This window comes from Streptomyces sp. NPDC017993 (assembly GCF_044328065.1).
Taxonomy (GTDB): domain Bacteria; phylum Actinomycetota; class Actinomycetes; order Streptomycetales; family Streptomycetaceae; genus Streptomyces.
Genome location: NZ_JBIRGO010000008.1, coordinates 85,099 through 97,968 on the forward strand (window position 1 = coordinate 85,099; position 12,870 = coordinate 97,968).

A 12,870-nucleotide genomic window follows, 5' to 3' on the forward strand; every position below is an offset into this window, starting at 1 on the left:
TTACCTCCGGCGGTCGGCGCGCGATGTGGTCTTCTTGGCGGTCGTCTTCGACGACGAGGCTGCCTTCTTCCCTGCGGTGGCCTTCTTCGCCGCGGTCTTCTTCGCCGGGGCTTTCTTCGCCGGGGCCTTCTTCGCTGCGGTCTTCTTGGCAGCGGTCTCCTTCGCGGCGCTCTTCTTGGCCGTGGTCTTCTTGGCCGGCGCGGACTTCTTCGCCGCCGCCTTCTTCGCGGGTGCCGACCTCTTCTGGGCCGTCTTCTTGGCCGGGGCCGACTTCTTGGCGGCCGTCTTGCCGGTGTCGGCGGACTTCTTGGCCGCGGGCTTCCCGCCGCGCTTCTTCGCTTCCTGCTTACCGGAGTCGCGCTTGCCGGTGTCCCGCTTGCCCGACGCCTTCGCGCCACGACGGCGGGACGGCTTCTCGGGCTCTTCCTCCTCGGGCTCCTCTTCTGGCTCCTCGTCCTCCTCTTCTGGCTCCTCGTCCTCGTACTCGCCCTCGCCCTCCTCGTCCTCCGGCGGCTCCTCTTCCTCCTCGTACTCCCCCTCCGGCTCCTCCTCGTCCTCGAACTCGCCCTCTTCGTCCTCGTACTCGTCCTCCGGCCCTTCCTCCTCGGCCACGCCGATGCGGAGTGTGCGGTCGTGGAGGGAATCGGCGAACGAGGAGAGACGGCGGTTCGCGGCAGCGGAGACGGCATCCCGGCCGGCATCCAGCAGTTCCCCACGCACCTGGTCGCCCAATTCGGCGACCTGCGGGATCTCACTGATCCTGCGGACCCCTTCGGCGACGAGCTGGCGCGGTTCGAGCCCGAATTGACGCCCGGCGAGATAGGTCGCCGCGGTGAGAGCGAGCCGACCCTTCTTCGTGCGGCCCAGTACGTAGCCACCCGCGACGGCGGCCGCGAGCAGGACCTTGGTCCGGTCATTCATGGGCAGGTCACCTCTTCATTGGCAGACAACCGATCGCCGCCCGTGCAAGAGATCGAGCAGCCGATCCTCTTCGCGTTCGAACGCCTCCGTGCTGAGGTGTCCTTCTTCGTATTCCTGGTTGAGCGCGGCGAGCCGGCTCCGGATGACGGCGGGGTCGTGCAGTTCGCGATCGGCCGCCAGCGCCAGCTGGTCGGCCACCCAGACCACACCGTGTACCGGAGCGAGCGGCAGGGTGAGAATCCCGCTGATCAATCCCATGTCACGCTCCGAAACTTCCGGCCGGTACATCGGCCTCCAGAAAGCTGTAGCAAGGCAGCGGGCCCGCCACCCGCAGCTCCGCCCGGTGGCGGTGGTGGGCGGCCAGGCGCTCGACTTCCGCGCGGAATTCGGCGCTGTCGCGGCGGTCCACCAGGAACGACGTGTTCACCACGCATCCGGCGACCTCCGGCCCGGCAGCGACCGCGTGGGCCGAGGCCGCCAGGTGGCTCACCACCTCGCGCCCCGCCTCGTTGGCCCGGCGGGCGAGCGCGCCCGCCACGGCCTCACCCAGGCGCAGATTGGCCTGGTAGCTCGGCCGGCGGCGTACCGCGTCACGCAGTCCGCGGACGGTGGCGTCCTCCTGGACGAGGGCCGCGAGAGCGTCGTTGGCGGGCAGCACCTTGACGTTCATCTCCACGCGGCCGGCAAGCCGTTCCAGGACCGCGAGATGACGGTCCTCGGCGTCCACCAGCTGACGGCGTACCGCGGACTCGTCCGCCGCGACCATGCCGAACCGCATCGGGACAACCGGCCCGTCGTCGGCCAGCCGCAGCAGCAGTTCCTGGTGCGCGAGCAGATCCCGACGACGCGCCCGCAGGTCGGGCGGGGCGGCGCTGATGACAGCGGTCAACTGCCCCAGGGTGAGTGCCGTCACCGCCCCCGGCGGGCTGCCCACCCCGCGCAGGCCGGAAGGTACCGGGTGGTCGGCCAGGACCGTGCCGTAGACGTAGCAGCCGGCATCCGTCACGGGTCAGTCCTCCTCTGACCTGCGCCGGCGGGAAGCTGCTCCGGACCTGGCGGGCGCGCGCCTGCGCCGCTGGGGCTGCTCGTCGCCCTCGTCGTCCTCGTCGGAGCCTTCGCCGCTTCCGACGGCGGTGCGGACGGTGTCGCCGACGGATTTGGCCGCCTTTTGGACCTTGCGCTTCCCTACGCTCTTCGCGGCCTGGCCGCTGAACAGTTCGGGAACGGTGACGCTGCCCGAGTCCCGCTCCAGGTCCAGGCGGTTGCACGCCTCGGCGAAGCGGAGATAGGTATCGACGCTGGCGACCACGATGCGCGCGTCGATCTTGAGGATTTCGATACCGACCAGCGACACCCGGATGAACACGTCGATGACCATGCCCCGGTCCAGGATGAGTTCCAGCACGTCGTACAACGTGCCCGCCCTCGGCGGGCAGGGGACTACCTCGCCCGCGTAGCCGGAATAGGTGGTCGTGGTCATCAGGGTGTCCTTTCAGCCGGTCGGATCGGTGGGATCACTCGTCAGCCGCGCCCCGCCGATAGCGGCGGGTCCGGTAGTACTCCAGAAGTTGGCCCTCTTGGTCGAGCTGGACCTCATAGCTCGCGAGCAGGCTGGTGGTATCCGGAATGCGTTCCAATTCAAGAACCTCCACCGCGACGCACCATCCGTTGTCAGTGCGCCGGACAGCGGAAACGCCCTCCACCCGGTGATTGATCAGGCTCTGCAGCAGTTCGGTGGCATCGCGTGCCATTGTTCCGGGGCCGTTCTCCGGCTTCTTGTGCTTTCGGGCGGCCGTCGATGTTGACCGAGTCCGCGTTCGGGTTTGCTCTGCCATATTTCAAGTCTGATCTTCTTCTCGCACCGCGCATCCTGAGCGGGGCCGAATACGTCGGACCGCGGGGACAGAGAGCCCGTACGGCGTACCGAACGACGCCCATGCAGCCGCCGGTGGCCTCCGCCCCTGAGGGCGAAGAGACCACCGGCGACTTCGGTGCCTTGCACGCGGCTGAGCTCACAGGGAGGGGTGGATGTCTCCGCTGCCCATGCCGCTCTGCTGCTCGCTCTGCTCCTGCAGCCTGCGGGCCTTCTGCTGAAGCCGCTGCCGCTCCTTCGGGTCGGTCGCGTGCTCGGCGGCGTCGTTCAACTCCCGGGCCTTGTCACGCATCTGCTGGGCGCGCTGACGGGCTTCGTCTGCGGGGCTCATTGGTCACTCCTTGCTCGTTCGTCGAGAGCGTTCGTCGAGAGAGGGAACTGCCCCTCAGCGAACCAGGACCGGTCCGGCCCGGCACCTCGAACGGTCACGCTCCGCGACCGCCACCGGGGGTACGTCGTCCACGCCGCCCCGCCAGGGCCTCCCCCGGGCCATCCGGACGCCACACCGGCCATGCGCCGGCCGGCGTGCCGCTCCGGTGGCCGCTTGCTACCGCGGGGGCGGATCAGGGCGGTGCATCCGGTCGAATTCCTCCTTGAGCCGCCTCCTGCGCTCCCAGCCGGACGTGCCGGTGCGCTTGGGTGACGGCTCAGCGGCCGAGGACTCCTCACGAGCGGCGGGCTCGGCCGGGTGGGAGTCGTGGCGGGAGTCTCCCGCCAGCATCTTCTTGAGCTTGTCCGCCATGCTCATGCGTGGCCTCCTCGACGCATCGGCGGCTCCCCCGTCCTCTTCAGGATCGGGGTCGGCGGGGCTCTTCGCACGCGGGCGGCGAAGTCGCAACCGCAGCCCGCGCCCGCGACGGGCGGGGTGACGTCGCGGAACGGGGCTCGGGGGCGTCCGGTGGGCCTCGACGACCCGATGGCCGAAAGTAGGCCGTTCGCGGGGCGGGGCAGGGCCGCACGGCGCGTGAGAGCGCGGTGCACGGGTAGCCGGGACGACCGGACAGAGGTTTGCCGGCGAAGTCGAAAAGCAAAGGAGCAGTCTCCATGCACGACGCCACCGCAACCGACCGCCCCGTGCTGGTGGGAGTCGAGGAAGACAGCGACCAGCAGACCGTCGTGCGGCATGCCGCACGGCAAGCCGAGCTGCACCGCAGGCCGTTGCGCCTCCTGCACGTGGTCGACGCGCCGGACCCCCAGGAGCGGCAGGCCGCCGCGACGGCGCACGGCTCCGGGGTCGTCGAACCCCTCACGGCAATGGTGAGGCTCGACTTTCCCCAGGTGCCGGTGACGGCGGAGGTGGTATCCGGCCGGCCCGCCGCGGTGCTGGTGGAACGCTCCTCGGGGGCGGCCCTGCTGGTGCTCGGTCATCGCGGCAGCGGCGGGTTCGCCCGGCTGCCGCTCGGCTCCGTGAGCTGGCAGGTGGCCACCCATGCCGACTGCCCGGTCATCGTCGTCCGCCCCGGAGAGACCTCCGCCGCCCCGGAGAACCGGGTCGTGGTCGGTGTGGACATCTCCGAGGTGTCGGAGGAAGCGCTGGACCTGGCGTTCGCCGAGGCCGATCTGCGCGATGCGCGCCTGGAGCTGCTGCACGCCAACTTCCACCTCGGCGAGCTGCCCACCGGCCCCGGCATGGTGGCGCCGGACTTCAAGGCCCTCGACGACGCGGCGCGGCGTCAGCTGGAAGCGATGGCGGCCGAGCGAGGCGCGCGCTTTCCCCGGGTGAAGGTGGACGTACGCGTCGAGCGTGTCCGCCCCGCGACGATCCTGGCGGAAGCCTCGCGCCGGGCCGCTCTGCTGGTCGTCGGCTCGCACGGGCGCACCGGCCTGCGCAGGCTGATGCTGGGGTCGGTGAGCGCCGCGGCGCTGCACACCGCCGCATCGCCCGTCGCGGTGGTCCCCACGGCGGACAGCGACTGACGCCCTCCCCGGGCCCATGACGGCCAGGCCACCCCCGGCTGCAAGGCCGCGATGGGCCATGAGCCCCCTTCCCCTCCGTGACACGCTGCCGCCCCGGGGCGACCGGGTTGTCGGTGCCCGACACCTGTGAGGCCGCCCGCAACCCGTACCGGTCGTGTGTGACGTCGCCCGTCCTGGGCACCCGCGAGGGCAGCAGCACAAGGAACCCGACAGAGCAGCATGTCGCGGCGCCGTCGTGACAGCGGAACGGACACACATGAGCAACGGTTTCATGGGTCCGGAGGGCTTCGGCCAGGACCCGTTCGACGACTTCCTCGCGCGCGTCTTCGGCCGTGCTGCGAACTCCTCCAAGGACGCACGGCGCCCCATGCCGCGGCAGGCGGACATTGCCCGGCTGATGAGCGGACCGGCCCGGCAACTGGTCACGGCGGCGGCCGCCTACGCCGCGGAACACGGGAGCTCCGAGCTCGGCACCGAGCACCTCCTGCGGGTGGCGCTCTCCACGGAGCCGACCCGCAGCCTGGTGCAGCAGTCGGGAGTCGACCCCGACGCACTGGCCGCCGACATCGACCGCAAGGTCGGCACCGGGCCCCATCAGACGAGTGTCGCCGTCACCCCGGCGGTCAAGCGGGCCCTGCTGGGCGCCCATGACCTGGCGCTGGGCACCGGAGCCACGTACATCGGCCCCGAGCACGTGCTCGGGGCGCTCGCATCCAATCCGGACTCGGCGGCGGGCCGCATCCTCAACATCGTCCACTTCGACCCGCAGACCGGCCCCCCGGCCGCCTTCGGGGCACCGCCCGCCGGTGCGGAGCACCCGCCCGCGCCGAGCCACGACACCCCCACCCTCGACAAGTACAGCCGCGACCTGACGGACATGGCGCGGGCGGGCCGGATCGACCCGGTCATCGGCCGCGACGAGCAGATCGAGCAGACGATCGAGGTGCTCTCCCGCCGCGGGAAGAACAACCCGGTGCTGGTCGGTGACGCCGGCGTCGGCAAGACGGCGATCGTCGAGGGCCTGGCGCAGCGCCTGGCCGACGGTGACGTGCCCGACCAGTTGGCGGGGCGGCGGGTCGTCGCGCTGGATCTGACCGGCGTCGTCGCGGGCACCCGTTACCGGGGTGACTTCGAGGAGCGGATGAACAACATCATCGAGGAGGTACGGGCGCACTCCGACTCGTTGATCGTCTTCATCGACGAGCTGCACACCGTCGTCGGGGCCGGCGGTGGCGGCTCGGAGGGCAGTTCCCTGGAGGCGAGCAACATGCTCAAGCCCGCGCTGGCCCGCGGGGAACTGCACATCATCGGCGCCACGACGCTGGAGGAGTACCGGCGCCACATCGAGAAGGACGCGGCGCTCGCCCGCCGTTTCCAGCCCATCCTGGTGCCGGAGCCCACCATCGCCGACACGGTCGAGATCCTGCGCGGTCTGCAGGACCGCTACGAGGCGCATCACCAGGTGCGTTACAGCCACGAGGCGCTGCTCGCGGCCGTCGAACTCTCCGACCGCTACATCACCCACCGCTTCCTCCCCGACAAGGCCATCGACCTGATCGACCAGGCGGGCGCCCGGGTGCGGCTGCGGTCGGGGACGAAGACCAGCGACACACGCAACCTCGAACGCGAGGCCGAGCAACTGGTCAGGGACAAGGACCAGGCGGTCGCCTCCGAGCAGTACGAGCGGGCCACCGAGCTGCGTGACCGCATCGCCGAGATCACCGCACGGATCGAGGCGGGTGCGAGCGAGAGCTCGGACCGGACGTCGGGCGACGGCCGGATCGTGGAGGTCACCTCGGAGGACGTCGCCGAGATCGTGTCACGGCAGACCGGTGTCCCCGTGAGCAGCCTGACCGAGGAGGAGAAGAGCCGGCTGCTCGGCCTGAAGGAGCGCCTGCACGCGCGGGTGATCGGCCAGGAGGACGCCGTCACGGCCGTCTCCGAGGCGGTGCAGCGCTCCCGGGCGGGCCTCGCCGACCCCAACCGCCCGATCGGCAGCTTCCTCTTCCTCGGGCCGACCGGCGTGGGCAAGACCGAACTGGCCCGGGCCCTCGCCGACGCGCTGTTCGGCAGCGAGGACCGGATGGTGCGGCTGGACATGAGCGAGTATCAGGAGCGGCACACCGTCAGCAGGCTGGTCGGTGCACCGCCCGGATACGTCGGCCATGAGGACGCGGGCCAGCTGACCGAGGCCGTGCGCCACCACCCGTACTCGCTGCTGCTGCTCGACGAGGTGGAAAAGGCCCATCCGGACGTCTTCAACATGCTCCTCCAAGTGCTGGACGACGGGCATCTGAGCGACGCGCAGGGCCGGTCGATCGACTTCAAGAACACGGTCATCGTGATGACGAGCAACCTCGGCTCCGACGCCCTCAGCGGCGGCCGCGGCATGCTCGGTTTCGGGACGGCCGGCTCCGGGGCGGACGCCGACGACGGGGCGCGTGAGCGGGCGCTGGGGACGTTGCGCGAACACTTCCGCCCGGAGTTCCTCAACCGTCTCGACGAGATCATCGTCTTCCGGCGGCTCGACGACGACCAGCTGCGCCGGATCACCGATCTCCTGCTGGAGGCGACCCGCCGCAGGCTGCACGCCCAGGACATCACCATCGACTTCGAGCCGGAAGCCGTGGACTGGCTCACCAGGCACGGCTACCAGCCCGAGTACGGTGCCCGGCCGCTGCGGCGCACCATTCAGCGTGAGATCGGCAATCCGCTCTCCCGGCTGCTGCTCGACGGGGCGCTGTCGGCCGGCGACCGGGTGCGCGTCGAGGAGAAGGACGACCGGCTGAGGTTCCTTACCGGCCGGGAGGAGGACGGAAACGGCGCCGGGAGCACCGCGTCCACCGAGACCTCGTGAACAGGAGCGATGCCCGGGGCCCTCGTGGCCCCATCGGTCACCGCCGCTGCGGCAACCGGTGCAGCTCCACGCCGGTGAGCCGGCCGTTCGTCACGCGCGCCGTCATGTAGGTGCAGTACGGCTGTCGTCTGCGGTCGGTGGGTGAGCCGGGGTTCAGGAGGCGCAGCCGGTCGTCCGCCGTGGAGTCCCACGGGATGTGGCTGTGGCCGAAGACCAGCACGTCGAGGTCGGGGAACCGGTCGGCGCACCGGCGTTCGCGCCCCTGGGCCTGGCCGGTCTCGTGCACGACGCCGAGCCGTACGCCGTCCAGTTCCGCGTGGGCCACCTCGGGCAGCCGCGCCCGGAGTTCGGGGCCGTCGTTGTTGCCGTACACCCCGATCAGCCGCTGGGCGCGGTCCTCCAGCAGGTCCAGGGTTGCGGTGTCCACCCAGTCCCCCGCGTGCACCACGACGTCGGCACGTGGCACCTCGTCGAGGAGCGCCGGCGGCAGCGCTTTGGCGCGCTTGGGCAGATGGGTGTCGGAGATGAGGAGCAGTCGCACCTGGTGACCGTAGCGGCCGGGCGGCGGCGTGGCCGTGCACGGCACGGGCTCGGCTCGGCTCGGCTCGGCGGAGGCTTCAGGCTCTTCGCCCGGGGTGCGGCGCGGCCGGTTCCGGGTCGGTGGAGCGGCTGTGCAGCCGGAACCACACCCACTTCCCCCAGCGCGTGCGGTCGTAGCCCCAGGAGTCCGCGAGGGCACCCAGAACCTCGGTTCCCCGGCCGTCATCCGGCAATGGGTCGTGCCCGGTGTCCTTGCTCATGGGCAGGGCCGCCGAGGAATCGCCGACAGCGGCGAAGAGGTGCCCGGAGTCGGCGATGAGCATCAGCCTGAGCCCCGTGGTGTCGGTGTGCCGGAGGGCGTTGGTGACGATCTCGGTGAGGCACAGACGCCCCGCGTCGAACCGCGGCCACCCGGGGTCGAGGACCTCGTCGAGCGCCTCCCTGGCCAGCGCCGGTGCGCTCTCGTCCTGGGGGAGCCGCATGGCCAAGGGGCGTACTGCCGCGTCGGAGCCGGTCGTGGGGGTGGTCGTGGGCATCACGGAAACCTTTCCTGGGGACACCCGCGATGTGCCCGGCGGGGCGGCGGGCCACTCGGGACTTCCGTCCCGAACCCAGGGGGCCGTGCGGCCCCTGCGGCACGCCCGGGCTCCTCACGGACGCGGGTGAGTCCGCGTCCGGCCGAGGCGGGCTTCGCTCCCTGCGCCCCGCGACAGTGCCCGGTGACGGCGGGCGGGGGCGACTCCGGGGACGCATCCCGTGCCCGCCAGCGCCACCGCCGCGCCACGCGCCGTCCTGACCGGTACGAACGGGTGGTGACCTAGCGTGGAGGGATGGACGAGACCGCAGCCGCAGGTCCACCGCCGCGCAGCAGCGATGCAGGGTTTCCGGCCCATCAGGCGGCGCGCTGCGGTGGACTGGACGAGCTCGACGCGCAGGTGACCCGGTGCCGGGCTTGCCCGAGGCTCGTGGACTGGCGGGAGGAGGTCGCCGCGACCCGGCGCGCGGCGTTTCGTGACTGGGACTACTGGGCGAAGCCGGTGCCCGGCTTCGGGCCGCCGGACGCGGCGTTGGCCGTCGTCGGCCTTGCGCCCGCCGCGCACGGCGGCAACCGCACCGGCCGTATGTTCACCGGGGACGCCTCAGGTGACTTCCTGTTCGCGGCGCTGCACGAGGTCGGTCTCGCCTCCCGGCCCACCGCCACGCACCGGGGCGACGGCCTGGAGCTGTACGGGGTGCGGGTCACCGCCCCGGTGCACTGCGCGCCGCCGGAGAACAAGCCGACCCCCTCCGAGCGGAACACCTGCCGCCCCTGGCTGGCGGCGGAGCTCGCGCTGCTGCGCCCGAATCTGCGGGTGATCGTCGCCCTGGGCGCCTTCGGCTGGCAGGCGCTGCTGCCCGTCCTCGCCGAAGCTGGCCGGACGATCCCCCGGCCCCGGCCCGCCTTCGGCCACGGAGCGGAGCTGGTGCTGCCCGACGCCGACGGGCGCGAGGAACTACGGGTCCTGGGGAGCTACCACCCCAGCCAACGCAACACCTTCACCGGGCGGCTCACCTCCGCCATGCTCGTCGAGCTGCTCACGCACGCCGCAGAACTGGCGGGCCTGGCGCCGGGCGAATGAGGCGACGCACGGCGGAGCCGGGGCCGGACGGCGGCCTTACCGCGCCCGGCCCCGCAAGTGGACTCCCCGGCAGCGGAGGTGAGGTCGTCCGCGACGGAGGTGTACCGCTCGTAGGCACGCCGTCCGACGTCGAGTCCGATGTCCTCGAAGCGGGCCGTCCCACGGTCCTTGACGATCTCCAACTCGGCGTTGTAGCCGATCAGGTCACGCTTGACGTCCCAGCGCTCCTCGACCGGCGTCAGCTGGGAGGTCTCGATGGCCGGGGCGCCCTCCGGCTCGTCGAAGGGGGGCGGCGGCAGGTTGTCCGGTGCATCCGCCGGACGCACCGGCAGGGAGAGACTGCTGGTTCCGCCGTACACGCTCAGCCGGACGGGCTTCGGCGGCGGCCAGGCCGGCGGCCAGTACGACGTGGACAGGGAGAGGCGGACGCGGTGGCCGGGCGGGAAGGACTGCGCCAGGCCGTTGAGCTGGGCGGTGGCCCGGTAGCGCCGTCCGGGCTCCAGTGGGTCCGGCTCGTCCGCGCCCTCGCGCCGGGTGAGGTTCAGCAGTCCGTAGCTGACGCGGGTGGCGCTGCCGTCCGGGGCCACGTCGGAGAGCCGGGCGGCCACCATGGCGACCGGTTCGTCGGCCGACAGCTCCAGTTCGACGGTCGGGGTGCCCAGCACCTCCAGCCGTTCGGTGAGCGGCTCGGTGTCGAACACCAGCGACCCGCCGTCCTCCTCACGCTGGTCGTACGGCAGGTCGGGCGGCGCGTTGTACGAGGCCCACTTGCCGGCGAACTGGCCTACGGAGAGCGGCGATTGGACCGTCATCGGGTTGTCGTCCCCGGCCGGGTCCGGCGCCGTCTCGCCAGGACCGACGATGCGGTGCCGCACGAGCGGATACGAGACCGGTCGGATGTGCGGTGAGGGCCATTCCATCTCGCCGACCCAGCGGCCGGGCCGCTCCTCGTAGGCGGTGGAGGGCGGCACGCTGTCCTGCATCCAGGTCCGGAGCATCGGCCCGTCCATGGCGTCGTTGTCGACGCCCTTGAGCCAGTGATCCCACCAGCGCACGACCTCCTGCAGGTGGCCGATGGCGGGGCCCGGCTCCCCGAGGTGCGGGAACTCGTGCGACCAGGGGCCGATCAGGCCCTTGCGCGGTACGTCCAGGTGGGAAAGCAGTCGCGTCACGGCGTTGGAGTAGCCGTCCGCCCAACCGCTGGAGGCCAGGACGGGGCAGGCCACGTCCTGGTAGTTCTCGCAGACCGACGCGTGCCGCCAGTTATCGTCACGGCGCTGGTGGCGCAGCCACTCCAGGACCCAGGGCTCGGTGTTCTCCAGCCGCTCGTGCCACATCTCTCGCCACCGGTCACCGACCACGGCAGGATCCGGCGGCAGCGTGGAGTAGGCGAACATGGTGCCCGCCTCGGCCGAGCTATTCCGAAGCGCCCCACGGACGTGCACCGCGGCGTATCATGCCCCGTCCGTTCGGACGCCCCGGCGGTCACGGCGGGCGAGGGCGCGCTGGGTACGGCTGAGCACCCCGCTCGCCGACCAGGTGCGCAGTGCCGCGTGTGCGGCGTTGGCGCCGGGGGCGCCGTGCACCCCGCCGCCCGGGTGGGCACCGGCCGAGGCCAGGTACAGCCCCTTGACGGAGGTCTCCGGGCGCCCGGTCCCGGGGAGGGGGCGGAAGACGAGCTGCTGGTGGACGGCGGTGGTGCCGCCGTTGATCGCCCCTCCGTGCAGGTTGGCGTTCATGGCCTCCAGCGTGGGCGGCGCGAGGATCCGGCGGGCACGGATCCGGGAGCGGAATCCTGGGGCGTAGCGCTCCACCTGTGTCTCCATGCGATCGGCCATGGCTTCGCGCTCGCCCTCGTTCCACTCCCCCGTCAGGCCGTCGTCGCCCGCGTCGCCGCGGACCCGGTGCGGGACGTGGGTGTAGGCCCAGGCGGACTCGGTGCCGGCCGGCGAGCGCGTGGCGTCGGCGGTGGTCATCTGCCCGAACAGCGCGAACGGCCGGTCCGGGACCTGTCCCGTGAAGAGCTGTGCGGCGAACCGGGTCAGGCCGTCGACCCCGTCGGCCAGGTGCACGGTGCCCGCGGTGGCGGCGTCCTCCGCGGTCCAGGGCACCTTGCCGTCCAGGGCCCAGTCGACCTTGAAGGTGGCGAAGTCCCACTGGAAGCGGCGCAGATCGGCGAGGGCTCGGCCGGGAACGTGCCGGGCGTCGACCAGTTCGCCGTACAGGGCCGGTACGGAGACGTCCGCCAGGACGGCCCTGCCCGCCGGGACCGTCTCGCCGCCGGCCGTGCGCACCGCCACCGCGCGGCCGCCGCGCACCACGACTTCGACGACGCGCTCGTCGCACCGCACCGCGCCGCCCCGCCGCTCCAGCCGGCGCACCAAGGCATCGGTGAGGGCTCCGGCGCCCCCTGCCGGGACGGGAAAGCCGACGGACTGGCCGAGCATCGACATCAGCCAGCCGAAGCCGCCGCTGCCCGCGGCCTCCGGGGCGAGGTCGGCGTGCAGGGCATTGCCGGCGAGCAGCAGCCGGCCCGCCTCGCCGCGGAATTCCTCCTCGCCCAGGCGCCGTACCGGCAGCAACATCGTCCGTGCCAGGCGCAGTCCGCCCGCCCCGCGCAGCCGGGCCAGCAGCCGCGCCCCGGCACGCACCGGTGGGAAGGGGGTGAACAAGGCGCCGATGAGATCGGGACCGACGCGGTCCCAAACGTCACACAGATCGCGCCAGGCAGCACCGTCACCGGCGGCGAAGCCGTCCAGGCCGCGGGCGGTGTCCTCGACGCGCCGCTCCAGAAGCGCGCACCGGCCGTCCCGCAAGGGATGGGCAAGGACCCGGGGGGCGTGGCTCCAGCGAAGCCCTTCCTCTTCGAGGTGGAGCGCGCTCAGCACCGGTGAGGCGGCGGCCAGCGGATAGAAGGAACTGCACAGGTCGTTGACGTAGTCGGGGTGGACACCGCGGTCGCTGCGGACCGCGCCGCCCGGGTCCGGCTGTGCCTCCAGGACTTCGACCGTCCACCCGTGGTCCGCCAGCAGGTTCGCGGCGACCAGGCCATTGGGGCCGGCGCCGATCACCACCGCGTCGGGCATGGCTGTCTCCTGTTCACCGTGGCTGCGGCGGCCCGTGCCGTCGCGCGGCCGGCCCGT

General features: G+C 72.0%; 13 protein-coding genes and 1 pseudogene. 3 read left to right on the forward strand and 11 right to left on the reverse strand.

Translation table 11 applies throughout. The features are described 5' to 3' along the window. The 7 genes from ACH4FH_RS16340 to ACH4FH_RS16370 all read right to left on the reverse strand — a co-directional run bounded on the left by ACH4FH_RS16340 (window position 1) and on the right by ACH4FH_RS16370 (window position 3,542). Complete coding sequence (locus tag ACH4FH_RS16340; RefSeq protein WP_398556498.1) at window positions 1-921, reverse strand: histone protein; 921 nt, start codon at window positions 919-921, stop codon at window positions 1-3. Between the two features lie 15 nt (window positions 922-936). After that, window positions 937-1,179, reverse strand: coding sequence for a gas vesicle protein GvpG (locus ACH4FH_RS16345; RefSeq protein WP_398556499.1), 243 nt, complete (start codon window positions 1,177-1,179; stop codon window positions 937-939). Window position 1,180: 1 nt separating this feature from the next. Continuing rightward, entirely contained in the window at window positions 1,181-1,927 is a 747-nt protein-coding gene (locus tag ACH4FH_RS16350; RefSeq protein WP_398556500.1) for a GvpL/GvpF family gas vesicle protein, read from the reverse strand. A 3-nt stretch (window positions 1,928-1,930) separates the two neighbouring features. After that, on the reverse strand, window positions 1,931-2,401 hold the full coding sequence (locus ACH4FH_RS16355) for a gas vesicle structural protein GvpA (RefSeq protein ID WP_398556501.1): 471 nt from the start codon (window positions 2,399-2,401) through the stop codon (window positions 1,931-1,933). 34 nt (window positions 2,402-2,435) lie between these two features. Then, window positions 2,436-2,756, reverse strand: coding sequence for a gas vesicle protein (locus ACH4FH_RS16360; protein ID WP_398556502.1), 321 nt, complete (start codon window positions 2,754-2,756; stop codon window positions 2,436-2,438). Window positions 2,757-2,933: 177 nt separating this feature from the next. Then, window positions 2,934-3,125, reverse strand: a complete 192-nt coding sequence (locus ACH4FH_RS16365; RefSeq protein WP_398556503.1) for a DUF6381 family protein — start codon at window positions 3,123-3,125, stop codon at window positions 2,934-2,936. Window positions 3,126-3,341: 216 nt separating this feature from the next. Beyond that, window positions 3,342-3,542, reverse strand: coding sequence for a hypothetical protein (locus ACH4FH_RS16370; RefSeq protein ID WP_398556504.1), 201 nt, complete (start codon window positions 3,540-3,542; stop codon window positions 3,342-3,344). A 296-nt stretch (window positions 3,543-3,838) separates the two neighbouring features. Between ACH4FH_RS16370 and ACH4FH_RS16375 the strand changes: the two genes are divergently transcribed. Beyond that, a complete protein-coding gene (locus ACH4FH_RS16375; RefSeq protein ID WP_398556505.1) occupies window positions 3,839-4,711 on the forward strand; it encodes a universal stress protein in 873 nt (290 codons plus the stop codon). Between the two features lie 256 nt (window positions 4,712-4,967). Further along, window positions 4,968-7,568, forward strand: a complete 2,601-nt coding sequence (locus ACH4FH_RS16380) for an ATP-dependent Clp protease ATP-binding subunit (RefSeq protein WP_398556506.1) — start codon at window positions 4,968-4,970, stop codon at window positions 7,566-7,568. 37 nt (window positions 7,569-7,605) lie between these two features. Here ACH4FH_RS16380 and ACH4FH_RS16385 read toward each other — a convergent pair whose 3' ends face one another. Both ACH4FH_RS16385 and ACH4FH_RS16390 read right to left on the reverse strand, forming a co-directional pair. Next, window positions 7,606-8,109, reverse strand: coding sequence for a metallophosphoesterase family protein (locus tag ACH4FH_RS16385; protein WP_398556507.1), 504 nt, complete (start codon window positions 8,107-8,109; stop codon window positions 7,606-7,608). Window positions 8,110-8,185: 76 nt separating this feature from the next. Further along, complete coding sequence (locus tag ACH4FH_RS16390) at window positions 8,186-8,644, reverse strand: ATP-binding protein (protein ID WP_398556508.1); 459 nt, start codon at window positions 8,642-8,644, stop codon at window positions 8,186-8,188. Between the two features lie 294 nt (window positions 8,645-8,938). Between ACH4FH_RS16390 and ACH4FH_RS16395 the strand changes: the two genes are divergently transcribed. Beyond that, complete coding sequence (locus ACH4FH_RS16395; protein WP_398556509.1) at window positions 8,939-9,727, forward strand: uracil-DNA glycosylase; 789 nt, start codon at window positions 8,939-8,941, stop codon at window positions 9,725-9,727. A 59-nt stretch (window positions 9,728-9,786) separates the two neighbouring features. Here ACH4FH_RS16395 and ACH4FH_RS16400 read toward each other — a convergent pair. Further along, window positions 9,787-11,154: pseudogene (locus ACH4FH_RS16400) on the reverse strand (CocE/NonD family hydrolase); the annotation flags it as partial. 27 nt (window positions 11,155-11,181) lie between these two features. Continuing rightward, window positions 11,182-12,813 carry a phytoene desaturase family protein gene (locus tag ACH4FH_RS16405; protein ID WP_398556510.1) on the reverse strand — a complete coding sequence of 544 codons (1,632 nt, stop codon included), beginning with the start codon at window positions 12,811-12,813 and terminating at the stop codon, window positions 11,182-11,184. Window positions 12,814-12,870: the final 57 nt, after the last annotated feature.

Coding starts and splice junctions, on each gene's coding strand:
- ACH4FH_RS16355 (WP_398556501.1), bottom strand. CDS start 2,401: ATGACCACGACCACCTATTCCGGCTACGCGGGCGAGGTAGTCCCCTGC.
- ACH4FH_RS16370 (WP_398556504.1), bottom strand. CDS start 3,542: ATGAGCATGGCGGACAAGCTCAAGAAGATGCTGGCGGGAGACTCCCGC.
- ACH4FH_RS16340 (WP_398556498.1), bottom strand. CDS start 921: ATGAATGACCGGACCAAGGTCCTGCTCGCGGCCGCCGTCGCGGGTGGC.
- ACH4FH_RS16395 (WP_398556509.1), top strand. CDS start 8,939: ATGGACGAGACCGCAGCCGCAGGTCCACCGCCGCGCAGCAGCGATGCA.
- ACH4FH_RS16405 (WP_398556510.1), bottom strand. CDS start 12,813: ATGCCCGACGCGGTGGTGATCGGCGCCGGCCCCAATGGCCTGGTCGCC.
- ACH4FH_RS16360 (WP_398556502.1), bottom strand. CDS start 2,756: ATGGCAGAGCAAACCCGAACGCGGACTCGGTCAACATCGACGGCCGCC.
- ACH4FH_RS16345 (WP_398556499.1), bottom strand. CDS start 1,179: ATGGGATTGATCAGCGGGATTCTCACCCTGCCGCTCGCTCCGGTACAC.
- ACH4FH_RS16365 (WP_398556503.1), bottom strand. CDS start 3,125: ATGAGCCCCGCAGACGAAGCCCGTCAGCGCGCCCAGCAGATGCGTGAC.
- ACH4FH_RS16380 (WP_398556506.1), top strand. CDS start 4,968: ATGAGCAACGGTTTCATGGGTCCGGAGGGCTTCGGCCAGGACCCGTTC.
- ACH4FH_RS16375 (WP_398556505.1), top strand. CDS start 3,839: ATGCACGACGCCACCGCAACCGACCGCCCCGTGCTGGTGGGAGTCGAG.
- ACH4FH_RS16390 (WP_398556508.1), bottom strand. CDS start 8,644: ATGCCCACGACCACCCCCACGACCGGCTCCGACGCGGCAGTACGCCCC.